This is a genomic window from Streptomyces avidinii (assembly GCF_045161815.1).
Taxonomy (GTDB): Bacteria; Actinomycetota; Actinomycetes; order Streptomycetales; family Streptomycetaceae; genus Streptomyces; species Streptomyces avidinii.
In genome coordinates this window covers 7,152,863-7,176,080 of sequence record NZ_CP108863.1, presented here as the reverse complement: position 1 = coordinate 7,176,080, position 23,218 = coordinate 7,152,863, and the positions used below count along the sequence as shown (strand labels likewise).

Genomic DNA, 23,218 nt, shown 5'->3' with positions numbered 1-23,218 from the left:
CGCCCCCTTTATCCTGGGCCGCCCCCGCGCGCAAGAGCGTGCGGGGGCGGCACTACTGTGGTGGGGCACCACGGTCAAGGGAGTGAACAGATGGATCACAGCGGGCACGGCATGGACATGGACATGGACCTGCCGCCGTTCACTCTCGGGCGTGGTCTGGAGTTCTCGTTCGACGCCTTCTTCCTGTTCGGCTCGCTGATCGCGCTCGCCCTGTACGGATGGGCCGTGCTGCGGCTGCGCCGGCGCGGGGACTCCTGGCCGCTGGGCCGGACCGTCGCCTTCGCCGTGGGCGTGCTGACCGTGATGCTCGCGGTGTGCACCAAGCTGAACGACTACGGCATGGTCATGTTCAGCGTGCACATGGTCCAGCACATGGTGATCAGCATGATCACCCCGATCCTGGTCCTGCTGGGCGCTCCGGTGACGCTGGCGCTGCGTGCGCTGCCGCCCGCGGCCCGCGGTCACAAGGGGCCGCGCGAGCTGCTGCTGATGCTGCTGCACAGCCGCTACATGAAGGTGATCACCCACCCGGCCTTCACGATCCCGATGTTCATCGCGAGCCTGTACGCCCTGTACTTCACGCCGCTCTTCGACTTCCTGATGGAGAGCCGCACCGGGCACGTCGCGATGATGCTCCACTTCCTCGCCGTCGGCCTGATCTTCTTCTGGCCGATCATGGGCATCGACCCGGGTCCGCACCGGCCGGGCTACGTCATGCGGATGCTGGAGCTGTTCGCGGGCATGCCCTTCCACGCCTTCTTCGGTATCGCCGTGATGATGGCGAGCCAGCCGATGATCAAGACGTACGCGAACCCGCCGGCATCCCTGGGCATCGACCCGCTGCTCGACCAGCAGTGGGGCGGCGGCATCGCCTGGGCCTTCAGCGAGATCCCCTCGGTGCTGGTCCTGATCGCCCTGGTCTACCAGTGGTACCACTCGGAGCAGCGGGCCGCACGACGGTCCGACCGGGCCGAGGAGCGCAACGGCGACAAGGAGCTGGAGGCGTACAACTCGTATCTCGCCTCGCTCCAAGCGCGTGGCCAGTAGCGCGATCCCGCCTTTGCGCGCCACCATGGGGCATGACCGGATCCGTTAAGGCGATGGCAGTCATGACCTTCGCCGCACTGGTGGCCGTGGCCGCGTACTCCGTGGCTCTCGGCAGCAACGGCTGGCTGTGGTTCGGCTGGGTCGTGCTGGGACTGCTGACCGCCGGGATGGCCGCCTCACGCAATGTCTGAGCAATGCCACGTCCGCCCCCTGCACCCCGCGCCTCACCGTCCGTAAAATGGCGGTGACAACGGGATATCGACAGGAGCGGCCTGGTGTTCTACCACTTGCTCAAGCACGTGTTGCTCGGTCCCCTGCTGCGGCTGCTGTTCAGACCGCGGATCGAGGGCCTGGAGAACATCCCGGCCGAGGGTGCCGCGATCGTCGCGGGCAATCACCTGTCGTTCTCGGACCATTTCCTGATGCCGGCGATCCTCAAGCGGAGGATCACTTTCCTCGCGAAGGCCGAGTACTTCACGGGCCCCGGGGTCAAGGGCCGGCTCACCGCCGCCTTCTTCCGCAGCGCCGGCCAGATCCCCGTGGACCGCTCGGGCAAGAACGCCGGGCAGGCGGCCCTGCGCGAGGGGCTGTCCGTTCTGGCCAAGGACGAGCTGCTGGGCATCTACCCGGAGGGGACGCGCTCGCACGACGGCCGGCTCTACAAGGGCAAGGTGGGGGTGGCCGCGATGGCTCTGGGCGCCGGGGTGCCCGTCGTGCCCTGCGCGATGGTGGGCACCTTCGAGATCCAGCCGCCCGGGAAGAAGCTCCCGAAGATCCGGCGGGTCACGATCCGCTTCGGTGAGCCGCTGGACTTCTCCCGGTACGCCGGGATGGAGGGCGAGCGGGCCGTCCTGCGGGCGGTCACCGACGAGATCATGTACGCGATCCTCGGGCTGTCCGGCCAGGAGTACGTCGACCGGTACGCGGCCGAGGTCAAGGCCGAGGAGGAGGAACAGCGGAAGAAGACCCGGCGCACCGCGCGCTGAGCCTTCTCCCGCTCGTCCTCGCCCGTCCCGCCGGTCCTTAACGGACGGCGGGGAGCTCTTCCGGCGCCGGGAAGACCGGGGACTCGGCCGGGGCGTCGGAGGACAGGGACTTCGCCACGGCCGGGGCCGGGGCCACCGGGGTGGCGTGCGGGGCGCAGGTCACGTCCTTGGCGTCGACCTTGCCGGTGAGCAGGTAGGTGTCCACCCGCGTGTTGATGCAGGGGTTCAGCAGGCTGGTGACACCGTGCGAGCCCGCGGTCTTCTCGGTGATCAGACGCGAGCCGGCGAGGCGGCGGTGCAGCTCGACCGCGCCCTTGTACGGCGTGGCCGCGTCCCGCTCGGACTGGACGATCAGCACGGGGGGCAGCCCGTGCTTGGCGCCGACGGCGATCGGGGTGCTCTGCTTGGCCTTCCAGGTCGCGCAGGGCAGGTTCATCCACGCGTTGGACCAGGTCAGGAACGGGTACTTCTCGTGCAGCTTGGTGTTGTCGCGGTCCCACTTGGACCAGCTGGTGGGCCACTTCGCGTCGGCGCACTCGACGGCGGTGTAGACGGCGTTGCCGTTCTCGGACGCCGCGTTGCCCTTGGTGTCCGACATGTCCGGGGCGATGGCGTCGATGAGTGCCTGCTCGTCGCCGGCCGCCCAGGCCGCGAAGGTCTGGGCGACGGGCACCCAGGAGGAGTCGTAGTACGGGGCGCCCTGGAAGAAGCCGATGAGCTCGGCCGGGCCGACGATCCCGCCGAGCGGCTTGGCCTTGGCCTTGGCGCGCAGCTCCTGCCACTTGGCCTCGACCTCGGCGCGGGTGCCCCCGAGGTGGAAGACGGCGTCGTTCTTGGCGACCCAGTCCTGCCAGTCGTTCCAGCGCATCTGGAAGGCGACGTCCTGGCCGAGGTTGGCCTCGTACCAGATGTTGTCCTGCGACGGGTCCACCACGCTGTCGACGATCATGCGGCGCACGTGGGTGGGGAAGAGGGTCGCGTAGACCCCGCCCAGGTAGGTGCCGTAGGAGACGCCGAGGTAGTTCAGCTTCTTCTCGCCGAGGCCGGCGCGGATCACGTCGAGGTCGCGCGCGGTGTTCGGCGTGGTCATGTGCGGCAGCATCTCGCCGCTGCGCTCCTTGCAGCCGTCCGCGTACTCGGCGGCGAGCTTGCGCTGGGCGCGCTTGTCGGCCTCGGTGTCCGGGACCGGGTCGGCCTTGGGGGCCTTCACGAACTCCTGCGGGTCGATGCAGGAGATCGGCGCGGAGTGGCCGACACCGCGGGGGTCGAAGCCCACGAAGTCGTAGGCCTTGGAGGCGTTGACCCACAGCGGGCTCTTGGTGGTGACGCGGCGCGGGAAGCGCATGCCGGAACCGCCGGGGCCGCCCGGGTTGTAGACGAGGGCGCCCTGGCGCTCCTCCTTGGTCCCCGTGCTGCCGATCCGGTCGACGGCGATGTCGATGGTCTTGCCGTACGGCTTCGCGTAGTCGAGCGGGACCTTCACCCAGCCGCACTGGATGGGCTTCTCGAAGCCCCAGTCCGCCGGGCAGTCCTTCCAGTCGATCCCGGCGCGGGCGGCGCGGGCGGCGGCGATCTGCGCGCCCAGCGCCTCGGGCAGCCTGCCGTCGCTGCCTGCGGAGGCCGCCGCGGCGGGCGGGGCCAGCAGCAGGCTCGCCGCAAGTGTGCCGGTGATCAGTGTGGCGGCGCTCGCCAGCGCCGCGTTGCGTATCACGTGGTTGTTCCCCCTGCGTCAGATGCCGCCGTGGGCGGCCCGGTTGGTCGGGTTCGGTCGTCGGCGTGCAGGGGGATCCTGTCGTCTGACCCCGACCCGGCGACAGGGCCGGATCGACTTCTTTGCCAACCCGATAACCGGCGAGGTGTGTACCGCTGAGCGGTGCCTGATGCGTCCCGCTTTCGCCGGCGCCCTCAGCGGCCGTAGGTACGGCAGGCCGCGTCGAGCAGCTCGCGCACCCGCAGGGCGTCCGGGGCCAGGGCCGTCACCAGAACGGCCGGACCGGCCAGCGGCGTCACCACCGCGAACTCCCCCAGGACCGCCGCCGTGGGCGGACTGCCGGCGAAGGCCGGGTCCACGACCAGGAGTTGGCCGAGCGCCCGGTGCCCGGCCAGGCCGGCCGGACCGTCCCAGCCCCCTGGCGCACCGGGTCCGCAAGCCAGCTCCTGGTCCAGCAGCGCAGTGCCCCCGCGCTCGACAGCGAGGCGGCTGCGCAGCAGGCCCGGAGCCTCCCCGGTGCGGCCCAGTACCTGCTCCTCGCGCAGCACCAGGCGTGCGGTGGGGGCCATGCGGACCCGGGTGCGCACCCTCAGGTCGCTGCCGCGCACCGAGACGAGCGGTTCGGGAAGCCAGCGCACCGACGCCGCGTCCTCCAGGGTGAGGTGTACGTCGTACCGCGCGGGTTCGCCGGACCGCCCGGGCAGTGCCAGGGTGGCCGCCGCCGAGGCGAGGGCGAGGTGCGCCCCGGGCCCGGCGGTGGCCTCGACGGTGAGATGGTCCCCGCCGAGCGGGGCGCTCATCGCGCCGACCAGCATGACCCCGGCCTCGGCCGCCGACGGCGAGCGGGTGCGGCGCAGCGCGAGCGGTCCCTCCCCGGCCAGCAGGGGCAGGGCGGTGCCGCCCCGCCCGTCGGCCGCGGCGCGGATGCGGGCGGTGGCCCGCAGGCCCGCCGGCGGCGTGGCGGGTGTCTGCGCACGGTCCGTGGTGGCCGCGCCGCTCATCGCGGGGACCAGGCGGCGATCCGCTCGCGCACCCAGGCGGCCACCGGGCCGACCCCTTCGGGGCCGCGCAGCGACTGGAAGGCGACGGGGAGTTCGCCGCGCTGTGCGGCGGCGTCGCGGGCCATCCGGTCGAGGTCGGAGCCGACGTGGGGCGCGAGGTCGGTCTTGTTGACGACGAGGAGGTCGGCGGTGGTGACGCCGGGGCCGCCCTTGCGGGGGATGTCGTCCCCGCCGGCCACGTCGATGACGAAGATCTGGGCGTCGACGAGTCCGCGGGAGAAGGTGGCGGTGAGGTTGTCCCCGCCGGACTCGACGAGGATCAGGTCCAGTCGGCCGTGCTCCCGGAAGGCGTCCTCCAGCTCCTCCACCGCCTCCAGGTTGGCGGAGATGTCGTCGCGGATGGCGGTGTGCGGGCAGGCCCCGGTCTCGACGGCGGTGATCCGCTCGGGCGGCAGGACGGCCTCGCGGAGCAGGAACTCGGCGTCCTCGCGGGTGTAGATGTCATTGGTGACGACGGCCATGGACAGCTCGGTGCGCAGCGCGCGGCACAGGGCGGCGACGGTGGCGGTCTTGCCGGAGCCGACGGGGCCGCCGAGTCCGATGCGCAGGGCCCGCCGGGTGCCGTCGGGCCGCAGCGGGTCGGCGCTGCGGGTGTGCCGGTGGGGGTAGGTCACCGCGTGGTCGAGGTGCATGGGGGGTGTCTCCTTCGGGGGATCAGGAAGCGAAGAGCCGTACCGGCCAGTCGGCATGAACCTCCGCCGAGATGTCCAGCAGTGGCGAGGAGGACGCGGGCAGGGCTTCGGGGCCCTGTGAGCGGGCCCGCAGGGCGGCCCGCTCCGCCCGGGCCGCGACGGCGTCGAGTTCGGGGGCGAGCCGGGCCAGTACCCCGCTCGCCTCGAAGGGGTCCAGGCCCAGCAGCCGCACGGTCGCGGTGGCGGGCCCGCCGACGCTCTCGTACGCCGCCACCTGCGCGGCGTCCCCCGGCCCGAGCCCGGCCGCCCGGGCGGTGACGCCGAGCACCACGGGCTGGTGGGCCCCGCGCGGGAAGGCCGCCGCCAGGGCCTCCAGTTCGGCTGCGGGCCAGGTGGCCCGGGCGGCCCGCAGCAGCTGCCGCCCCAGCCGCCGGGCCGCGGTGCGCAGCGCGAGCGAGGGGGTCCGGGCGTCGGCGGCGGCGTCCAGTACGGCCGGGTCGAGCCCGAGTGCGGCGGCCGCGGCGAGCGCGGCGGCGGTGAGGCCGGCGGTGTGCAGCCGGCCCCGGCAGAAGTCCTCCAGGGTGGCGGCGTCGTGGATCCGGCCCGCCTTGCAGGCGGCCTCGGCCCCGCCGGAGTGGGCATGGCCCCCGGCGGGGAACCGGCCGTCGGCGAGGACGAGCAGCGCGGCGCGGCTCATCAGGGACCTCTTCTCAGAACAGGAAGTAGCGTTGGGCCATGGGCAGTTCCGTGGCGGGCGCCGGTTCCACGGCCTCTCCGTCGATGGTGACCGTGAAGGTGTCGGCGTCGACCTCGACCCGGGGCATGGCATCGTTGTTACGCATGTCGGCCTTGCCCACCTTGCGGGTGCTCTCGATGGCCACGAACTGCTTGCCCAGCCCGAGCCGTTCGGGCAGCCCGTCGTCGAGCGCGGCCTGCGCGGTGAAGTTCAGGGAGTTGAGGCCGGGCGCCCGGCCGTGGCTGCCGAACATCGGCCGGGGCAGGACGGGCTGCGGGGTGGGGATGGAGGCGTTGGCGTCGCCCATCTGCGCGTAGGCGATCTGGCCCCCCTTGATGACGAGTTCGGGCTTGACCCCGAAGAAGGCGGGGTTCCAGAGCACCAGGTCGGCGAGTTTCCCGGTTTCGACCGAGCCGATCTCGCGGGCGAGTCCCTGGGCCACGGCGGGGTTGATCGTGTACTTGGCGACGTAGCGGCGGGCCCGGTGGTTGTCCGCGGGGCCGTCGCCGGGGAGGAAGCCGCGGCGCTTCTTCATCACGTGGGCGGTCTGCCAGGTGCGCAGCACGACCTCGCCGACCCGGCCCATGGCCTGGGAGTCGGAGGAGATGATGGAGATGGCCCCGAGGTCGTGGAGGACGTCCTCGGCGGCGATGGTCGAGGGCCGGATCCTCGATTCGGCGAAGGCGAGGTCCTCGGGGACGGCCGGGTTGAGGTGGTGGCAGACCATCAGCATGTCGAGGTGTTCCTCGACGGTGTTGACGGTGTGCGGCCGGGTGGGGTTCGTGGAGCTGGGCAGTATGTTGGGCTCGGAGACCACGGTGATGATGTCGGGTGCGTGCCCGCCGCCGGCGCCCTCGGTGTGGTAGGAGTGGATGGTCCGCCCGGCGATGGCCGCGAGGGTGTCCGCGACGAATCCGGCCTCGTTGAGGGTGTCGGTGTGGATGGCGACCTGGGCGCCGGTCTCCTCGCACACCCCGAGGCAGGCGTCGATGACGGCCGGGGTGGCCCCCCAGTCCTCGTGGATCTTGAACCCGAGGGCGCCGCCGCGCAGTTGGGAGTACATCCCCTCGCGGGACATGGTGTTGCCCTTGCCGAGCAGGCCGATGTTGACCGGGTAGGCCTCCAGGGCCGCGAACATCCGGGCCAGGTGCCAGGGACCGGGAGTGACGGTGGTGGCCTTGGTTCCCTCGGCCGGTCCGGTGCCGCCGCCGACGAGGGTGGTGATCCCGGAGGCGAGTGCCTCCTCGATGATCGTCGGGGAGATGAAGTGCACGTGGGCGTCGATGGCACCGGCGGTGACGATCTTCCCGTTGCCGGCGATGATCTCGGTCTCGGGGCCGATGACCAGGGCGGGATCCACCCCGTCCATGGTGTCGGGGTTGCCTGCCTTGCCGATGCCGCAGATCCGGCCGTCACGGATGCCGAGGTCGGCCTTGACGATGCCCCAGTGGTCGAGGACGACGACACCGGTAATCACGGTGTCGGGGGCGCCCTCGGCCCGGGTGGTGCGGGCCTGCCCCATGGATTCGCGGATCACCTTGCCGCCGCCGAAGACGGCCTCGTCGCCGGCCCGCCCGGGGCCGCCGCTGAGGTCCCGCTCGATCTGGACGAAGAGGTCGGTGTCGGCGAGCCGGATCCGGTCACCTGCCGTCGGCCCGAAGAGGTCGGCGTACACCTGGCGGGAGAGCTCAGCCATCGAGCGGCCCTCCGGTCTCCCCGCGCAGCCCCGGTACGGTGCGCAGCCCGCCCAGGGGTACGAGTTCCACCGCGACCGGGATGCCCGGCTCGAAGCGGACGGCCGTACCGGCGGCGATGTTGAGCCGGAGCCCGCGGGCGGCGGGGCGGTCGAAGTCGAGGCCGGGGTTGGCCTCGGCGAAGTGGTAGTGGGAACCGACCTGGACCGGCCGGTCGGCGGCGTTGAGCACGGTGAGGCGGGTGACGGGACGGCCCTCGTTGAGGAGCACCGGGCCGTCCCCGTAGGCGATTTCGCCGGGGATCATGCGGGGGTACTCCGTTTCAGACGATCGGGTCGTGGACCGTGACGAGCTTGGTGCCGTCCGGGAAGGTCGCTTCGACCTGGACGTCGTGGATCATCTCGGGGATGCCCTCCATGACCTCTTCGCGGGTCAGGACGGTGCGGCCCGAGGCCATCAGCTCGGCCACCGTCCTGCCGTCGCGGGCCCCCTCCAGAAGGTGCGACGTGATCAGCGCGATCGCCTCCGGGTGGTTGAGGCGGACCCCGCGCGCCCTCCGCTTCTCGGCCACGTCGGCGGCCACGTGGATGAGCAGTCTCTCCTGCTCGTGCGGTGTCAGTTGCACACGTATCACCAAGCTTCCGGGACAAGATCAACTATGGGCGGGGCGACCCTACCGGCCTTCAACACTTCGTTGACCTGCACATATCCGAACCAAGCGAGTCTTTCCCAACACGGGGAAAGGCTTTCCACCCCGACCACCACCGCTTTACCGGATCATGGATGATCATTGGCGGTCGAACGTGGCGCCACGCTAAGCCCTGCGCTTTTCCACTGCGTTAACCCACGTTTCGGGCAGGTACCCGGTTCAACTCCGGCGCCCCGCGCACCCGATTCCGTATACGGCTCCGCAAACGGATCCCCCATCGAGGAGACAGATGTTCGTCAACCCCGTCCGGCACATCACCTTCGACGCCCTGGACCCCTACCGGATCGCCGAGTTCTGGTCCGCGGTGACCGGCTTCCCGTTCCACCCCGACGACGTGGAGGGGGACGACGAGGTCCTGCTGGAGTCCGGGCAGCCCGGGGTACCGGGACTGCTGTTCATCCGGGTCCCGGACACCAAGGCGGTCAAGAACCGGGTCCACTTGGACATCCAGCCGCCGACCGGCACCCGGGACGAGACCGTCGAGCGCCTGATCGGGCTCGGCGCGAAGCTCGTGGACGACCGCCGCGACGCGGACGGTGTCGCGGGCTGGGTCGTCCTCGCCGACCCCGAGGGCAACGAGCTGTGCATCGAGCGCAGCGCGGCCGAACGCGGCCTCGTCTAGGCCGTCTCTTCCGGATCCTGTCGGTCAGGTCCGCGAAAGAGACGGCCCGGGGGATGTCCGACCCTGATGCGCCGGACGCACCTGAGTAATCCGGCAGGTCAGCAGCCCGTGACGCTGCCCGCCGGAGCCACTGCGATCCAGGGCAGCGCGATCCACACCGTCTTGCCGCCGTCCTCGGTCGGGGTGACCGAGAGCCGGCCGCCCGCCTCCGCCGTCAGCCAGCGGATGATGACCATGCCCCGGCCGTTGTCCTGCTGGACGGCGGCCGGGAGCCGCTTGGGCCAGCGGGGGTGGCTGTCGGTCACCCCGACGCGCAACCACTCCTGCCGTTCCAGCCGGACGTCGACGGTGAAGGTCGGCGACTGGCCGAAAGTGTGCTGTACGGCGTTGGTGGCGAGCTCCGAGACGATCAGCCGGACGCTGTCGGCGGTGTCGGCGTCATCGGGGAGTCCCCATTCGCTCAGCACCTCCGCGACATAACGTCGGGCAGCGGCGACCGAGGCGGGATCGCTCGGCAGAGTGACGGATGCTTCCTGGTGATCTGCCATGGCGACGGTCCCTTTCCCACCGGGGCGAAAAGCCCCGGATCTGTGCTGGACGCCAGAGTGCCACCCATCGTGCCGCCACATCTGCCTTTCCCCCAAGATGTGCATATATCTGTCGCTCGATGCGGTGAACTCTGCTACGGAAGAGCGTATTTGGACGGCAGACTGGTGCGAGCTGTGCCGGTGGAAGGAGGCGGGTGTGCAGCACGGTCCCGCGGTGCGCCGACGCAAGCTCGGCGAGGAACTGCGCGCCCTGCGCGACCGGTCCGGACTCACCAGTGGTGAGGCGGCCCGGATCGTGGGGTGGCACCAGTCGAAAATCAGCCGCATCGAGACGGGGCGGAGCGGCGTCAAACCGGAGGACATCCGGCTGCTCCTCGACGCCTACGGGGAGATCGTCGGCCCGCAGCAGCGCGCGCTGCTGGAGGCGCTGTCGGCCTCGGCGGCCGGCCCCGGTCCGGCGGGCGACACCGGCCGCGGCCGCCAGTGGTGGCACGACTACCGGGGGCTGCTGCCGCAGGAGTACCGGGACTTCATCAGCCTGGAGGCGGGGGCCCGTGCGGCCCGCACCGTGGAGCTGTCCGTGGTACCGGGGCTGCTGCAGACCCCCGGGTACGCACGGGCCGTGACCCGGGCCGCGCTGGGCGGGCTGCCGGAGCCGAAGGTGGACGCGCTGGTAGACGTACGGCTGGCCCGGCAGTCGGTGCTGCGGGCCGATCCCCCGCTGGAGCTGAGCGCCGTACTGGACGAGGCGGTGCTGCGCCGGCAGATCGGCGGGCCGGGGGTGATGGCCGAGCAGTTGCGGCACCTGGTGGAGGTGTCGCGGCTGCCTCAAGTACGCCTGCAGGTACTTCCGTTCAGCGTCGGAGGGCATCTCGGCCTGACCGGACCGTTCGTCATTTTTTCATTTCCGGACATCGCCGATCTGGATGTGGTGGTACTCGACCATTTGACGAGTAGCCTCTATCTGGAGCGGAAGGAAGACCTTGAGGCGTACGGCGCCGCGTTCCGCACCATCCAGGCGCACGCCCTCCCGCCCCAGGACTCGTCGGATCTCATCAGCTCACTCGCTGACGACGCGTAAGGAGGCACCCCCGTGTCCGCAACCCCCTTATCCAGCAGCGGACTTCCGACCAGCGTGCGGTGGCGGCGGAGCAGCCGCAGCACCGGAATGAACAACTGCGTGGAAACGGCCGTCCTTCGCGGCGGCCTGCTGGCCGTCCGTGACTCGAAGCGGACGGACGGCCCGGCCGTGCTCTTCACCGGGCCGGCCTGGGACGGCTTCCTCGCCTCCGTACGGGTGGACGCGCAGGCGTAACACCCGCCCGGCAGCCCCCGGGACCCGGGCCGCAGCGCCCTACCGGCCCCGGCCGTCCGTGGCTCCGGCCGGCGCGGTCGCCAGGATCGTCCCGACCGCCCGATCGATCTCGTCCCCCGTGAGATCGGCGCGGGCGGTCAGCCGCAGCCGGGAGATGCCGTCCGGCACCGACGGCGGGCGGAAGCACCCCACGGACAGACCTGCCTCGCGGCAGTCGGCGGCCCAGCGCAGTGCCGCCGACGCCGACGGGGCCCGTACCGACACCACGGCCGCGTCCGGCCGGGCCGCGGTCAGGCCGGACGCGGTGAGTCGCCCGTACAGCTGGGCGGCCACCTCGCGGGCGCGGCCCGCACGCTCCGGTTCCCGCTGGAGCAGGCGCAGGCTCGCCAGCGCCGCACCCGCGGCGGCCGGGGCCAGGCCGGTGTCGAAGATGAAGGTGCGCGCGGTGTTGACCAGGTGCCGGATCACCCTGGCCGGGCCGAGCACGGCTCCGCCCTGGCTGCCCAGGGACTTCGAGAGGGTCAGGGTGGCGACCACGTACGGCGCGCCCGCGAGCCCGGCTGCCTGCAGTGCGCCGCGACCGCCGTCGCCCAGTACGCCCAGCCCGTGGGCGTCGTCGACGACCAGGGCGGCGCCCTCGTCCCGGCAGGCGGCGGCGTACCCGGCGAGCGGCGCGGCGTCCCCGTCCACGGAGAACACCGAGTCACTGACCAGCAGCGCCCGGCCCTCGTGCGCGGCCAGCGACTTGCGGGCGGCGTCCGGGTCGGCGTGCGGGACGACGGCCGTCTCGGCGCGCGAGAGCCGGCAGCCGTCGACGATCGAGGCGTGGTTGCCCGCGTCGGAGACGACCAGCGTGCCCCAGTCGCTCAGCGCGGTGACGGCCGCGAGGTTGGCCGCGTAGCCGGAGGAGAGGACCAGCGCGGCCTCGAAGCCGCAGAAGGCGGCGAGCTCCCGCTCCAGCTCCGTGTGGAGCTCGGTCGTCCCCGTGACCAGACGGGAGCCGGTGGCTCCGGCGCCCCAGCACTCGGCCGCCCGCTGTGCCCCCCGGATGGTCTCGGGATGCCGGGACAGGCCGAGGTAGTCGTTGCTCGCGAGGTCCAGCAGCGGCGACACCGGCGGCCTGGGCCGCAGGGTGCGGACCAGTCCGGCCTCCTCCCGCGCGCGCTCCGCGGCGTCGATCCAGGCGAAGACATCCACGGGGTCGGGAGTGTGCTGGGGCATCGGCAGGTCCTCGTGTTTTGTCGGCAGTCCACAGACCTGCCCGACCCTAGCTCCCGCGACTGCTGCGCCAGGTGTGGTGATACACACACACCCATCCGGCCATGTTGTGCGATCTCTCCTTGGCCGGGAGCGGGGGTGTGGTCCAGGATCGGGTTCATGGACCTGCTGAACACCCTGGTGGACAAGGGGCTGCGGCGAGAGCTGCCGACCCGCGAAGAAGCGCTCGCCGTACTGGCGACTTCTGACGACGAACTGCTCGACGTGGTGGCCGCGGCCGGCAAGGTGCGCCGCCAGTGGTTCGGCCGTCGGGTCAAGCTGAACTACCTGGTCAACCTGAAGTCGGGCCTGTGCCCCGAGGACTGCTCCTACTGCTCCCAGCGCCTGGGGTCGACGGCCGAAATCCTCAAGTACACGTGGCTGAAGCCGGAGGAGGCCTCCCAGGCCGCCGCGGCCGGTGTCGCGGGCGGCGCGAAGCGGGTCTGCCTGGTCGCGAGCGGCCGCGGGCCGACGGACCGGGACGTGGACCGCGTCGGCAAGACGATCGCGGCGATCAAGGAGCAGAACGAGGGCGTCGAGGTCTGCGCGTGCCTCGGCCTGCTCTCGGACGGCCAGGCGGAGCGGCTGCGGGACGCGGGCGCGGACGCCTACAACCACAACCTCAACACCTCCGAGGCGACGTACGGGCAGATCACCAAGACCCACACCTACGCGGACCGCGTCGACACCGTGCAGAAGGCGCACGGCGCCGGTCTGTCCGCGTGCTCCGGTCTGATCGCGGGCATGGGCGAGAGTGACGAGGACCTGGTCGACGTCGTCTTCTCGCTGCGCGAGCTGGACGCGGACTCCGTGCCGGTCAACTTCCTGATCCCGTTCGAGGGCACCCCGCTGGCCAAGGAGTGGAACCTCACCCCGCAGCGCTGCCTGCGCATCCTGGCGATGGCGCGGTTCGTCTGCCCCGACGTCGAGGTCCGCCTCGCCGGCGGGCGCGAGGTGCACCTGCGCTCGATGCAGCCGCTTGCCCTGCACGTCGTCAACTCGATCTTCCTCGGCGACTACCTGACCAGCGAGGGCCAGGCCGGTCAGGCCGACCTCGACATGATCGCGGACGCCGGTTTCGAGGTGGAGGGCGCCGGTACGTCGACCCTTCCCGCACACCGCTCCGACGTCGCGGCCGCCGCGACCGGCGGGGGCTGCGGTTCGAACGGCGGAGCCTCGCTCTGCGGTTCGGGCGCGTCCGCCGAGGGCGACGCCCCGGCCGCGGGCTGCGGCTCGGCGTGCGGCGGCTGCTCCGGCCACGAGCCGGCGGCGGAAACACCCGTACCGGTCCAGGCCGAGGCCGGCGGGGTCCGGCCGGAGCTGGTGGCGGTCCGCCGCCGCGGCGCGGGGACGGACATCGCCCCCAATGCCTGATCAGCTCCACCGGCTGTCGGCCGGCGCGGAACTTCTCGCGCTGGACCGGCAGCACGTCTGGCACCCGTACGGTCCGATGCCCGGCCGGCAGGAGCCGCTGGTCATCGCCTCCGCCTCGGGGGTGCGGCTGCGGCTCGCCGACCCGTCCCAGGGACACGGCCACGAAGAGCTGGTCGACGGCATGTCCTCCTGGTGGTCGGCGATCCACGGCTACAACCACCCGGTGCTCAACGAGGCCGCGACCGCACAGCTGGGCCTGATGTCGCACGTGATGTTCGGCGGGCTCACCCACGAGCCCGCCGTCCGGCTCGCCGCGAAGCTCGTCGAGATCACCCCGGCGGGGCTGGAGCACGTATTCCTCTCCGACTCGGGCTCGGTGTCCGTCGAGGTCGCGGTCAAGATGTGCCTGCAGTACTGGCGTTCGCTGGGGCGCACGGGCAAGACCCGGCTGCTGACCTGGCGGGGCGGCTACCACGGGGACACCTGGCAGCCGATGGCCGTCTGCGACCCCGAGGGCGGCATGCACGAGCTGTGGCAGGGTCACCTGCCGCGGCAGGTCTTCGCGGACGCGCCGCCCGGCGGTTTCGACACGCCCGTCGACCCGGCGTACACGGACCACCTGCGCTCCATGATCGCCGCGCACGCGGACGAGCTGGCCGCTGTCATCGTGGAGCCGGTGGTGCAGGGTGCGGGCGGCATGCGCTTCCACCACCCGGGTTACCTGCGGGTGCTGCGCGAACTGTGCGACGAGTACGGGGTCCTGCTGATCCTGGACGAGATCGCCACGGGCTTCGGCCGTACGGGCGCGCTGTTCGCGGCCGACCACGCGGGGATCACCCCGGACGTGATGTGCCTGGGCAAGTCGCTGACCGGCGGTTACCTCACGCTGGCGGCCACCCTGTGCACGGAGCGGGTGGCGAACGGCATCTCGCAGGGCGAGGTCCCGGTGCTGGCGCACGGGCCGACCTTCATGGGCAACCCGCTGGCCACGGCCGTGGCGCTGGCCTCCGTCGAGCTGCTGCTCGGCCAGGACTGGGCGACGGACGTCAAGCGGATCGAGGCGGGGCTGCACGAGGGCCTGGCCGTCGCCGCCGACATCCCCGGGGTGAAGGACGTACGGGTCCTGGGCGCGATCGGCGTGGTGCAGCTCGACCACGAGGTCGACGTGGCCGCGGCCACCCGGGCGGCGGTGCGCGAGGGCGTGTGGCTGCGCCCGTTCCGGGACCTGATCTATGTGATGCCGCCGTTCGTGACCGGCGACGAGGACGTGAACCGTATCTGCCGCGCCGTGTGCGCGGCCGCGCAGGAAGGCTGAGATGTCCGTATTGATGGTGTCCGGGACGGGCACCGAGATCGGCAAGACGGTGGTCACGTCGGCGATCGCGGCGGCCGCGGTGGCGGCCGGCCGCTCGGTGGCGGTGCTCAAGCCCGCGCAGACGGGTGTCGGCCCGCAGGAGCCGGGGGACGCCGCGGAGGCCGTCCGGCTGGCCGGGCCCTCCGTCACGGCGGTGGAACTGGCCCGCTACCCGGAGCCCTTGGCCCCGGACACGGCGGCCCGCCGCTCTGGACTGCCCACGCTGTCCCCGGCACGGATCGCGGAGGCCGCGCAGCGGCTGTCGCTGGACCACGACCTGGTCCTGGTGGAGGGCGCGGGCGGGCTGCTCGTCCACTTCGACGAGTCGGGCAACACGCTGGCCGACGCGGCCCGCCTGCTCGGTGCGCCGACGCTGATCGTCGCTCAGGCCGGTCTGGGCACGCTCAACTCCACCACCCTCACGGCGGAGGCACTCCGGGCCCGGGACCTGACCCCGCTGGGCGTGGTGGTGGGCAGCTGGCCGCAGAGCCCCGACCTGGCGGCCCGCTGCAACCTCGCGGACCTCACGAAGTCCTCGGGCCTGCCACTGCTGGGCGCGATCCCGGAGGGCTCGGGGACCCTCGCGCCGGAGCGCTTCCGGGCGTCGGCCCCGTCCTGGCTGGACCCGTCCCTGTCGGGCACCTGGTCGGCCCGGTCCTTCCTCTCCACCTGGTCCCCCCCGAGCTTCATCCCGGCCGGCGCGCACTCCAGCCCCGCCGGCGTTTGAGGCGCGGGGTCCGGGGCGGAGCCCCGAGTCCCTGAGCCCCGCCGGGGACCGCGGCGCGGCCGCCCGCCCGAGGCGGCCGCACCCACCCGCCAGCGCACGGCACGGCACGGCATCGGCACCGGCGGCTAGCCGAACGGCTTGACCCAGCGCGTCCACTGCTCCTGCGGCCGATAGCCCACCGCGTCCCACACCCGGTGCGCCCGCTCGTTGCGGTCCAGCACCATCGCGTCCCCGCGCCGGCCGCCGAGGGCCACGAAACGCTCCTCGGCCGCGGCCAGCAGGGCTGCCCCGATGCCCTGCCTGCGGTACCCGGGGTGCACGGCGAGCCGGTAGAGGTGACAGCGCCACCCGTCGAAGCCCGCGATCACCGTGCCGACGAGCTCACCGCCCTGCCGGGCGAGCAGCAGCGCCTGCGGGTCCCGCTCGTGCAGACGCTCGACGCCGGCGAGGTCGTCGCTGATACTCGTTCCCTCCGCGGCGGCCTTCCAGAAGTCCAGGACAGCGCCCAGGTCGGCGGCCGACGCGGGGCCGATATGAAGATCAGTCATATCCGGATCCCACCATCCGGCCACGCTCCGCCAAAAGCGTGATCCGCCCCCTTTGCTCTTCCTTTACCATGTGGTGAAAGGTCCCTCTTGAGTGAAAGGTGTGAGCGTCCGCCCATGGGCGAGCCTCCCAGTCCCCGACATACCCGTCCGCGACATACCCGTTCGCGACATCGCGCGGTCCCCCGCTTCCTGGCCGATCATGGGACGGAGGTGATCGACCGATGACCGAAGTGCTCCTGCTCGTCGTGGCACTGTTGCTCTGTCTCGTCTGTGGAGTCTTCGTCGCGGCCGAGTTCTCGCTGACGACCGTCGAGCGCAGCGAACTCGAACGAGCCGTCGAGCGCGGCGAGCGCGGCGCCGAGAGCGCCCTGGCCGCCGTCCGCACCCTGACCTTCCAGCTCTCCGGCGCCCAGCTCGGCATCACCGTCACCGGCCTGATCATCGGCATGATCTCCAAGCCGTCGATCTCCGCCCTGCTCCAGGGTCCCTTCGAGGCCCTGGGCCTGTCGGCCGGCACCGCCTCCTCCACCGCCCTGATCCTCGGCACCGTCCTGTCGACCGTCGTCCTGATGGTCGTCGGCGAGCTGGTGCCCAAGAACTGGGCGATCTCCTCCCCGCTCGCGATCGCCAAGCGCGTGGCGACCGTGCAGCGGGTCTTCAGCCGGGCCTTCAGGCCCCTGATCAGCCACCTCAACACCACCGCGAACCACATGGTGCGCCGCTTCGGCCTGGAGCCGGCCGAGGAGCTGGCGTCCGCCCGCACTCCGCAGGAGCTGGTCGCCCTCGCACGCCACTCCGCGAAGGCGGGTGCGCTGGAGAAGGACACGGCCGAGCTGTTCGTCCGGACCCTGAACCTCGCGGACCTGACCGCGGAGAATGTGATGACCCCGCGCGTCCAGGTCACGGCGCTGGACGTGCAGACCACCGCGGAGGACGTGGCGAACGCGACGCTGGCCACCGGCCTGTCCCGCTTCCCCGTCTACCGCGGCAGCCTCGACACCGTCGTCGGCACCGTCCACATCAAGGACGTACTGGCCCTGCCCGCCGCGGAACGCCGCCGCCGTCCCGTGTCGCAGCTGCTGCGCGAACCCCTCCTCGTACCGGAGTCGCTCACCGTGGACCGGCTGCTGGACCGGCTGTCCGGCAAGCAGACGATGGCCGTGGTCATCGACGAGTACGGCGGCACGGCCGGAGTGGCCACGCTGGAGGACATCGTCGAGGAGGTCGTCGGCGAGGTGCGCGACGAGCACGACCCGCACGAGACCCCCGACCTGGCCCCGGCCGGTACGGACGCCTCCGGGCGCCTGCTCTACTCCGCCGACGGCGCGGCGCGCACCGACCAGCTCCGGCGGATCGGACTGCGCGTGCCGGAGGGGCCGTACGAGACCCTGGCCGGCCTGATAGCGACGGCGCTGGGCCGTATCCCGGCGGTCGGCGACCGCATGGAGCTGGACGGCTGGCGTCTGGACGTGGTGGACGCCGTCGGGCGACGGGCCTCGCGCGTCCTGCTGCACGCCCCGGTCGAGCCCGCCGAGGGTGGGGAGGAGGGCCGATGACCGTCATCCAGCTGTTGATCGGCCTGGCGACCCTGGTCGTCAATGCCTTCTTCGTCGGCGCGGAGTTCGCGCTGATCTCGGTCCGGCGCAGCCAGATCGAACCGTACGCCGAGCAGGGCGACCGGCGGGCCCGCGCCGTCCTGTGGGGCCTGGAGCACGTGTCGGCGCTGATGGCGGCGGCCCAGCTGGGCATCACGCTGTGCACCCTGGTGCTGGGCGTGGTGGCCGAGCCGGCCATCGCACATCTGCTGACCCCGCTGTTCGACCTCGTCGGGGTACCGGCCGGCGTGACCCACGCGATCTCCTTCGTGGTGGCGCTGGCGCTGGCGACGTACCTGCACATGCTCTTCGGCGAGATGGTGCCGAAGAACGTGGCACTGGCCGAGCCCGTGCGCACCGCCTTGCTGCTGGGGCCGCCGCTGGTGACCGTCACGCGGGCGCTGCGGCCGGTGATCTTCGCGATCAACGCCTTTGCCAACGCCCTGCTGCGCCTGCTGCGGGTGGAGGTCAAGGACGAGGTCGCGGCGACCTTCACGGACGACGAGCTGGCCCGGATGGTCAAGGACTCCAGCGACGCGGGGCTCCTCGACGACCGGGCGAGCGAGCGCCTGCACGACGCCCTGGAACTGGGCCGGCGGCCCGTGACCGACGTGGTGCTGCCGGCGGACCGGGTGGTCACGGCCGGGGAGGGCATCAGCCCGGCCGGACTGGAGCGGCTGTCGGCCGAGTCCGGATACTCCCGCTTCCCCGTGGTGGACGCGCAGCACAGGATCCTGGGCTACCTGCACGTGAAGGACGCCCTGGACGTGGACGACGAGGCCCGGGACGCGTCCTTCCCGGTGTCGGCGCTGCGGCCGATCGCCCAGGTGAGGGCGGAGACTCCGCTGGACGACGTGCTGACCGCCATGCGGCGCAGCCGTACGCACCTGGCGGCGGTCCTCGGGGCGGAAGGCGCCATGACGGGCCTGGTGACGATGGAGGACGTCCTTCGGGAGCTGTTCGGCAGGCCCGCTTCGGCGTGATCCGCCGGGACGTGCGGTCCCCGGCCCTGCGGGGCCGGGGTACCGCGCGGTAACATCTCTCCGCCATGGAGATGAATGCCTCTTACACCAGTTTCGTCGCGGTCGGCGACTCCTTCACCGAGGGAATGTCCGACCTGCTTCCGGACGGCTCCTATCGCGGCTGGGCGGATCTGCTGGCCGCCCGCCTCGCGGCGCGCGAGCCGGCCTTCCGCTACGCCAACCTCGCGGTGCGCGGCAAGCTGATCGGGCAGATCGTCGAGGACCAGGTCCCGGTGGCGGCGGCGATGGGCGCGGACGTGGTGACCCTGGTGGGCGGGCTGAACGACGCTCTGCGCCCCAAGGTGGACATGGGCCGGGTACGCGACCACCTGGAGTCGGCCGTGGAACTCCTCGCCCCCTCCTGCAAGCGCCTCGTCCTGATGCGCTCCCCGGGGCGCAACGGGCCGGTGATGGAACGTTTCCGGCCGCGCATGGAGGAGCTCTTCGCCACCATCGAGGAGCTCGCCGCCCGGCACGGCGCGGTGGTGGTGGACCTGTACGGGGCCTCCGCTCTGGCGGACCCCCGGATGTGGGACGTCGACCGGCTGCACCTGACGGCCGAGGGCCACCGCCGGGTGGCCGAGGCCGTCTGGCAGGCGCTGGGCCTGCCCGCCGAGGTGGACTGGCGCACCGAACTGCCGGCCGAGGCTCCCCCCGGCTGGACCGTACGCCGGGCCCAGGACCTGAGCTTCGCCCGGCAGCACCTGCTCCCCTGGATCGGCCGCCGCCTGACCGGCCGCTCCTCCGGCGACGGCCGCCCGGCCAAGCGCCCCGAGCTGCTGCCCTACGGGGACGCGCCGCTCTCGTAGCAAGCCACAATCCGCAGTGGTGGCCCTACCTGCGTAAACGCACAGCCGTGTCCCAAGTAGACTTCCTCCACGTGACTGCCAAGCCCCGCATCCCCAATGTCCTGGCCGGCCGCTACGCCTCCGCGGAGCTCGCCGTCCTGTGGTCCCCCGAGTACAAGGTGACGCTGGAGCGGCGGCTGTGGCTCGCCGTGCTGCGCGCCCAGAAGGACCTCGGTATCGAGGTCCCGGACGAGGCCCTCGCCGACTACGAGCGCGTCCTCGAAACCGTCGATCTCGCCTCCATCGCCGAGCGTGAGAAGGTCACCCGGCACGACGTGAAGGCCCGCATCGAGGAGTTCAACGCCCTCGCCGGTCACGAGCACGTCCACAAGGGCATGACCTCGCGCGACCTGACCGAGAACGTCGAGCAGCTGCAGATCCGGCTCTCGCTCGAGCTCGCCCGGGACCGCACGGTCGCTGTTCTCGCCCGTCTCGGCAAGCTGGCCGGCGAGCACGCCGAGCTGGTCATGGCCGGTCGCTCCCACAACGTGGCCGCGCAGGCGACCACCCTGGGCAAGCGCTTCGCCACCGCGGCCGACGAGCTGCTCGTGGCCTACGCGCGCCTGGAGGACCTGCTGGGCCGCTACCCGCTGCGCGGCATCAAGGGCCCCGTCGGCACCGCCCAGGACATGCTCGACCTGCTCGGCGGCGACGCCGCCAAGCTCGCCGACCTGGAGCAGCGGATCGCCGCCCACCTCGGCTTCGCCGAGGCCTTCACCTCGGTCGGCCAGGTCTACCCGCGCTCGCTCGACTACGACGTGGTCACCGCGCTGGTACAGCTCGCCGCCGCCCCGTCGTCGATCGCCAAGACGATCCGCCTGATGGCGGGCCACGAGCTGGTGACCGAGGGCTTCAAGCCGGGCCAGGTCGGCTCCTCCGCGATGCCGCACAAGATGAACACCCGCTCCTGCGAGCGCGTGAACGGCCTGATGGTCATCCTGCGCGGCTACGCCTCGATGACGGGTGAGCTGGCCGGCGACCAGTGGAACGAGGGCGACGTCTCCTGCTCCGTGGTGCGCCGCGTGGCCCTGCCGGACGCCTTCTTCGCCTTCGACGGCCTGCTGGAGACCTTCCTGACGGTCCTCGACGAGTTCGGCGCCTTCCCGGCCGTCGTCGCCCGTGAGCTGGACCGCTACCTGCCCTTCCTCGCGACCACCAAGGTCCTGATGGGCGCGGTACGGGCCGGCGTGGGCCGCGAGGCCGCCCACGAGGTCATCAAGGAGCACGCGGTGGCCTCCGCCCTCGCCATGCGCGAGCAGGGCGCCGAGCGCAACGAGCTGCTCGACAAGCTGGCCGCCGACGAGCGGATGCCGCTGGACCGGGCCCAGCTCGACGCTCTGATGGCCGACAAGCTGTCCTTCACCGGCGCTGCGGGCGACCAGGTCGCGGCGGTGGTCTCCCGTATCGAGGCGATCGCCAAGCAGCACCCGGAGGCCGCCGGATACGCGCCGGGGTCGATCCTCTGACCCCCGACGAGCTGAACGCCGCCCGCGACCGCGTCCTCCCGGACGTGGTCGCGGGCGGTCTGCGTGTGCTCTTCTGCGGCATCAACCCGGGACTCCTCTCCGCCGCGACGGGCCACCACTTCGCCCGCCCCGGCAACCGCTTCTGGCCCGTCCTGCACCTCTCGGGCTTCACCCCGCGCCGGCTGGCCCCCGCCGAGCAGGAGGAGCTGCTGACCTACCGCCTCGGCATCACCAACGTCGTGGCCCGGGCCACGGCCCGCGCCGACGAGCTGAGCGCCGAGGAGTTCCGCGAGGGAGGCCGCATCCTGACCGCCAAGGTGGAACTGCTGCGCCCCCAGTGGCTGGCGGTGGTCGGGGTGACCGCCTACCGCACCGCCTTCGGCGAGCCGAAGGCGAAGATCGGCCCCCAGGAGCGGACCATCGGTTCCACCCGCGTCTGGGCCCTCCCCAACCCGAGCGGTCTCAACGCCCACTGGACGGCCGAGTCCATGGCCCAGGAGTACGCCCGACTCCGCACGGCCGCCGAGGCGTCGGACGGCCCCTGAGGGCTGTCCCGTAACCCCCGGTGGATCGGCGCACGGTGTCGGATACGGTGCGTCGCAAGGCGGAGGGGCGCCCCCCGTGCCGGGCGTACTCGGGCCCTCCGCCAACGCGGCGAGGTGCCGTGGCTGTCGTCGTGCGCCCCCGGGGATTGCGGGACAGCCCTCAGGGAGGGTCGGTGACCGTGACCCCTGCCATCAGCCGGTAGGGGTCGTCGGAGTCCCACTGCGCCACGTAGGCCACCAGCCAGTGGGCTCCGACCCGCCACAGGTGCACGTGGTCGGTGCTGTTGCCCATCTCCCCCCATGGCTGCGGTATGTCCTCCCCGTCGAACCCGCGGTCCCTCAGCGTCCGCAGCGAAAAGATCTGCGGCTCCCCCCACCGGTCGGTCGCGGCCTGGGCGAGCGCCCCGTAATCGGCAGCGATCTGGTCGGCCGCCTCGATCCGGCCCGTACCGTCGTCGTCCCAGAAGTCCTGTGTCCTGGCGAGCTGGACCAGGTGGAAGCCCGGGCCGCTGCTGTTTCCTCCGGTCCGGACCGGCTCGGGCGGGAACTCCTTCGCCCGGAGCCGGTCGATCGTGTCGAGGTGCTCTGCCGTGGTCATACCGTCAGTATCCCGAGGGCCACTGACAACTGGCCCGACGTCACGCGTCCCGGCGGCGCACCGCCAGCCAGCCTCCCAGCACCGCGACGCCCGCCCACAGCGCCAGCACTCCCAGTCCGGCCCACGGGCCCAGGTCGCCGTACGACTGACTGCGCATCATGGCCTGTCCCGCCCGGTCCGGCATGAACTGGCCCACCCCGCTCGCCGCCGAGCCGACGATGAAGGACACCATGACGACGAAGGGTATGAGGATGCTCAGGACGGCCACCCCGCTGCGCAGGACCGCCGTGAGTCCGGCCGCGAACAGCGTCATGAGCGTCAGGTAGAGGCCGCAGCCGACGACGGCGCGCACGGCACCGGGGTCGCCCAGGTCAAGGGCGTACTCCCCCATGAACGTCTGTCCGGCCACGAAGGTCAGCAGTCCGGCGAGCTGGCCGGTGACGAGCGCGAGTGCGCCCAGCATCGACATCTTCGACAGGTAGAACCGGGTGCGGTCCGGCACGGCGGTGAGGCTGGTGCGCAGGGCTCCGTTGTGGAACTCGGCGGAGAAGGCGGTCGCGCCGAAGGCGATGGCCGCTATCTGGCCGAAGTTGAGTCCGTAGAAGGCCGCGAGGAGCGGATCCTCCCCCATGCTTCCCTCCTCGGCCTGACCCAGTGCGGCGGCCGTCAGCGCCTGGATGCCCACGGTGGCGACGAGGATGGATATCAGCGACCAGAAGGTGCCCCGGAGGGACCGGATCTTGATCCATTCCGAGTGCAGTACGGCGGTTGTGGGCAGAGCGGCGCTCATGGCGAAGCCTCCTGAGGGTGCGGGAGCGGGTGA

At 72.0% G+C, this 23,218-nt stretch carries 26 protein-coding genes; 14 read left to right on the top strand and 12 right to left on the bottom strand.

The window, feature by feature from the left end; all coding sequences use genetic code 11:
• Window positions 1-90: 90 nt before the first annotated feature.
• The 3 genes from OG373_RS32475 (at window position 91) to OG373_RS32465 (ending at window position 2,033) form a co-directional block, all read left to right on the top strand.
• Window positions 91-1,047, top strand: coding sequence for a cytochrome c oxidase assembly protein (locus tag OG373_RS32475; protein ID WP_405441959.1), 957 nt, complete (start codon window positions 91-93; stop codon window positions 1,045-1,047).
• A gap of 53 nt (window positions 1,048-1,100) precedes the next feature.
• Complete coding sequence (locus OG373_RS32470; protein ID WP_383574270.1) at window positions 1,101-1,238, top strand: hypothetical protein; 138 nt, start codon at window positions 1,101-1,103, stop codon at window positions 1,236-1,238.
• 84 nt (window positions 1,239-1,322) lie between these two features.
• Window positions 1,323-2,033: a lysophospholipid acyltransferase family protein gene (locus OG373_RS32465; protein WP_405441957.1), complete on the top strand. Its 711-nt coding sequence runs from the start codon at window positions 1,323-1,325 to the stop codon at window positions 2,031-2,033.
• Between the two features lie 37 nt (window positions 2,034-2,070).
• On the opposite strand, the gene OG373_RS32460 is transcribed toward OG373_RS32465, so the two are convergent.
• The 7 genes from OG373_RS32460 to OG373_RS32430 form a co-directional block, all read right to left on the bottom strand.
• Complete coding sequence (locus OG373_RS32460) at window positions 2,071-3,744, bottom strand: alpha/beta hydrolase (RefSeq protein ID WP_405441955.1); 1,674 nt, start codon at window positions 3,742-3,744, stop codon at window positions 2,071-2,073.
• Window positions 3,745-3,938: 194 nt separating this feature from the next.
• Window positions 3,939-4,745: an urease accessory protein UreD gene (locus OG373_RS32455; RefSeq protein ID WP_405441954.1), complete on the bottom strand. Its 807-nt coding sequence runs from the start codon at window positions 4,743-4,745 to the stop codon at window positions 3,939-3,941.
• Window positions 4,742-5,437, bottom strand: a complete 696-nt coding sequence (gene ureG / locus OG373_RS32450) for an urease accessory protein UreG (RefSeq protein WP_405441952.1) — start codon at window positions 5,435-5,437, stop codon at window positions 4,742-4,744. Before ureG ends, OG373_RS32455 begins: the two co-directional genes overlap by 4 nt.
• Window positions 5,438-5,459: 22 nt before the next feature.
• Window positions 5,460-6,134, bottom strand: coding sequence for an urease accessory protein UreF (locus OG373_RS32445; RefSeq protein ID WP_405441950.1), 675 nt, complete (start codon window positions 6,132-6,134; stop codon window positions 5,460-5,462).
• A 13-nt stretch (window positions 6,135-6,147) separates the two neighbouring features.
• The gene (locus tag OG373_RS32440; protein ID WP_405441948.1) at window positions 6,148-7,869 is read right to left on the bottom strand and encodes an urease subunit alpha; all 1,722 of its coding nucleotides are present in this window, start codon (window positions 7,867-7,869) and stop codon (window positions 6,148-6,150) included.
• Entirely contained in the window at window positions 7,862-8,173 is a 312-nt protein-coding gene (locus OG373_RS32435; RefSeq protein ID WP_189973560.1) for an urease subunit beta, read from the bottom strand. Before OG373_RS32435 ends, OG373_RS32440 begins: the two co-directional genes overlap by 8 nt.
• Window positions 8,174-8,189: 16 nt before the next feature.
• Window positions 8,190-8,492, bottom strand: coding sequence for an urease subunit gamma (locus OG373_RS32430; protein ID WP_030011137.1), 303 nt, complete (start codon window positions 8,490-8,492; stop codon window positions 8,190-8,192).
• 313 nt (window positions 8,493-8,805) lie between these two features.
• On the opposite strand from OG373_RS32430, the gene OG373_RS32425 reads away from it, so the two are divergent.
• Window positions 8,806-9,198, top strand: a complete 393-nt coding sequence (locus OG373_RS32425; protein WP_397734279.1) for a VOC family protein — start codon at window positions 8,806-8,808, stop codon at window positions 9,196-9,198.
• Between the two features lie 98 nt (window positions 9,199-9,296).
• Here the strand turns inward: OG373_RS32425 and OG373_RS32420 are convergent, their stop codons facing one another.
• Window positions 9,297-9,746 (bottom strand): ATP-binding protein, encoded by a 450-nt coding sequence (locus OG373_RS32420; protein WP_397734277.1) that lies wholly within the window; start codon window positions 9,744-9,746, stop codon window positions 9,297-9,299.
• Window positions 9,747-9,942: 196 nt separating this feature from the next.
• Here OG373_RS32420 and OG373_RS32415 point away from each other — a divergent pair, with 196 nt between their 5' ends.
• Both OG373_RS32415 and OG373_RS32410 read left to right on the top strand, forming a co-directional pair.
• Complete coding sequence (locus tag OG373_RS32415) at window positions 9,943-10,827, top strand: helix-turn-helix domain-containing protein (protein WP_397734275.1); 885 nt, start codon at window positions 9,943-9,945, stop codon at window positions 10,825-10,827.
• Between the two features lie 12 nt (window positions 10,828-10,839).
• A complete protein-coding gene (locus tag OG373_RS32410; protein ID WP_405441944.1) occupies window positions 10,840-11,061 on the top strand; it encodes a DUF397 domain-containing protein in 222 nt (73 codons plus the stop codon).
• Window positions 11,062-11,100: 39 nt separating this feature from the next.
• Here OG373_RS32410 and OG373_RS32405 read toward each other — a convergent pair whose 3' ends face one another.
• Complete coding sequence (locus OG373_RS32405) at window positions 11,101-12,282, bottom strand: 8-amino-7-oxononanoate synthase (protein WP_405441943.1); 1,182 nt, start codon at window positions 12,280-12,282, stop codon at window positions 11,101-11,103.
• A gap of 156 nt (window positions 12,283-12,438) precedes the next feature.
• Between OG373_RS32405 and bioB the strand changes: the two genes are divergently transcribed.
• Genes bioB through bioD form a run of 3 tightly spaced genes read left to right on the top strand, consistent with a single transcriptional unit; the run spans window position 12,439 to window position 15,773 of the window.
• Window positions 12,439-13,692: a biotin synthase BioB gene (gene bioB, locus OG373_RS32400; RefSeq protein WP_405441941.1), complete on the top strand. Its 1,254-nt coding sequence runs from the start codon at window positions 12,439-12,441 to the stop codon at window positions 13,690-13,692.
• Entirely contained in the window at window positions 13,685-15,007 is a 1,323-nt protein-coding gene (locus tag OG373_RS32395; protein ID WP_405441939.1) for an adenosylmethionine--8-amino-7-oxononanoate transaminase, read from the top strand. The genes bioB and OG373_RS32395 overlap by 8 nt, the downstream gene beginning before the upstream one ends.
• 1 nt (window position 15,008) lies before the next feature.
• The gene (gene bioD / locus OG373_RS32390) at window positions 15,009-15,773 is read left to right on the top strand and encodes a dethiobiotin synthase (RefSeq protein ID WP_405441937.1); all 765 of its coding nucleotides are present in this window, start codon (window positions 15,009-15,011) and stop codon (window positions 15,771-15,773) included.
• Between the two features lie 125 nt (window positions 15,774-15,898).
• On the opposite strand, the gene OG373_RS32385 is transcribed toward bioD, so the two are convergent.
• Window positions 15,899-16,321, bottom strand: a complete 423-nt coding sequence (locus tag OG373_RS32385; protein WP_405441935.1) for a GNAT family N-acetyltransferase — start codon at window positions 16,319-16,321, stop codon at window positions 15,899-15,901.
• Between the two features lie 221 nt (window positions 16,322-16,542).
• Here OG373_RS32385 and OG373_RS32380 point away from each other — a divergent pair, with 221 nt between their 5' ends.
• From OG373_RS32380 to mug, 5 genes are all read left to right on the top strand, one after another.
• Window positions 16,543-17,877, top strand: a complete 1,335-nt coding sequence (locus OG373_RS32380; protein WP_405441933.1) for a hemolysin family protein — start codon at window positions 16,543-16,545, stop codon at window positions 17,875-17,877.
• A complete protein-coding gene (locus OG373_RS32375; protein ID WP_405441931.1) occupies window positions 17,874-18,899 on the top strand; it encodes a hemolysin family protein in 1,026 nt (341 codons plus the stop codon). The genes OG373_RS32380 and OG373_RS32375 overlap by 4 nt, the downstream gene beginning before the upstream one ends.
• Before the next feature lie 65 nt (window positions 18,900-18,964).
• Complete coding sequence (locus OG373_RS32370) at window positions 18,965-19,747, top strand: SGNH/GDSL hydrolase family protein (RefSeq protein ID WP_405441929.1); 783 nt, start codon at window positions 18,965-18,967, stop codon at window positions 19,745-19,747.
• A 71-nt stretch (window positions 19,748-19,818) separates the two neighbouring features.
• Window positions 19,819-21,252, top strand: coding sequence for an adenylosuccinate lyase (purB, locus tag OG373_RS32365; protein ID WP_030719003.1), 1,434 nt, complete (start codon window positions 19,819-19,821; stop codon window positions 21,250-21,252).
• Window positions 21,249-21,797: a G/U mismatch-specific DNA glycosylase gene (gene mug, locus OG373_RS32360; protein WP_405444280.1), complete on the top strand. Its 549-nt coding sequence runs from the start codon at window positions 21,249-21,251 to the stop codon at window positions 21,795-21,797. Before purB ends, mug begins: the two co-directional genes overlap by 4 nt.
• A gap of 160 nt (window positions 21,798-21,957) precedes the next feature.
• On the opposite strand, the gene OG373_RS32355 is transcribed toward mug, so the two are convergent.
• A complete protein-coding gene (locus OG373_RS32355; RefSeq protein ID WP_405441927.1) occupies window positions 21,958-22,395 on the bottom strand; it encodes a hypothetical protein in 438 nt (145 codons plus the stop codon).
• Between the two features lie 40 nt (window positions 22,396-22,435).
• On the bottom strand, window positions 22,436-23,185 hold the full coding sequence (locus OG373_RS32350) for an ABC transporter permease (protein ID WP_405441925.1): 750 nt from the start codon (window positions 23,183-23,185) through the stop codon (window positions 22,436-22,438).
• Between the last annotated feature and the right edge of the window lie 33 nt (window positions 23,186-23,218).

Excerpts from the sequence above, each read along its gene's own strand:
- OG373_RS32475 (WP_405441959.1), top strand. The coding sequence starts at position 91 with ATGGATCACAGCGGGCACGGCATGGACATGGACATGGACCTGCCGCCG.
- OG373_RS32470 (WP_383574270.1), top strand. The coding sequence starts at position 1,101 with ATGGCAGTCATGACCTTCGCCGCACTGGTGGCCGTGGCCGCGTACTCC.
- OG373_RS32455 (WP_405441954.1), bottom strand. The coding sequence starts at position 4,745 with ATGAGCGGCGCGGCCACCACGGACCGTGCGCAGACACCCGCCACGCCG.
- ureG (WP_405441952.1), bottom strand. The coding sequence starts at position 5,437 with ATGCACCTCGACCACGCGGTGACCTACCCCCACCGGCACACCCGCAGC.
- OG373_RS32445 (WP_405441950.1), bottom strand. The coding sequence starts at position 6,134 with ATGAGCCGCGCCGCGCTGCTCGTCCTCGCCGACGGCCGGTTCCCCGCC.
- OG373_RS32440 (WP_405441948.1), bottom strand. The coding sequence starts at position 7,869 with ATGGCTGAGCTCTCCCGCCAGGTGTACGCCGACCTCTTCGGGCCGACG.
- OG373_RS32435 (WP_189973560.1), bottom strand. The coding sequence starts at position 8,173 with ATGATCCCCGGCGAAATCGCCTACGGGGACGGCCCGGTGCTCCTCAAC.
- OG373_RS32425 (WP_397734279.1), top strand. The coding sequence starts at position 8,806 with ATGTTCGTCAACCCCGTCCGGCACATCACCTTCGACGCCCTGGACCCC.
- OG373_RS32420 (WP_397734277.1), bottom strand. The coding sequence starts at position 9,746 with ATGGCAGATCACCAGGAAGCATCCGTCACTCTGCCGAGCGATCCCGCC.
- OG373_RS32405 (WP_405441943.1), bottom strand. The coding sequence starts at position 12,282 with ATGCCCCAGCACACTCCCGACCCCGTGGATGTCTTCGCCTGGATCGAC.
- bioB (WP_405441941.1), top strand. The coding sequence starts at position 12,439 with ATGGACCTGCTGAACACCCTGGTGGACAAGGGGCTGCGGCGAGAGCTG.
- OG373_RS32395 (WP_405441939.1), top strand. The coding sequence starts at position 13,685 with ATGCCTGATCAGCTCCACCGGCTGTCGGCCGGCGCGGAACTTCTCGCG.
- bioD (WP_405441937.1), top strand. The coding sequence starts at position 15,009 with ATGTCCGTATTGATGGTGTCCGGGACGGGCACCGAGATCGGCAAGACG.
- OG373_RS32385 (WP_405441935.1), bottom strand. The coding sequence starts at position 16,321 with ATGACTGATCTTCATATCGGCCCCGCGTCGGCCGCCGACCTGGGCGCT.
- OG373_RS32380 (WP_405441933.1), top strand. The coding sequence starts at position 16,543 with ATGACCGAAGTGCTCCTGCTCGTCGTGGCACTGTTGCTCTGTCTCGTC.
- OG373_RS32375 (WP_405441931.1), top strand. The coding sequence starts at position 17,874 with ATGACCGTCATCCAGCTGTTGATCGGCCTGGCGACCCTGGTCGTCAAT.
- OG373_RS32370 (WP_405441929.1), top strand. The coding sequence starts at position 18,965 with ATGGAGATGAATGCCTCTTACACCAGTTTCGTCGCGGTCGGCGACTCC.
- OG373_RS32355 (WP_405441927.1), bottom strand. The coding sequence starts at position 22,395 with ATGACCACGGCAGAGCACCTCGACACGATCGACCGGCTCCGGGCGAAG.
- OG373_RS32350 (WP_405441925.1), bottom strand. The coding sequence starts at position 23,185 with ATGAGCGCCGCTCTGCCCACAACCGCCGTACTGCACTCGGAATGGATC.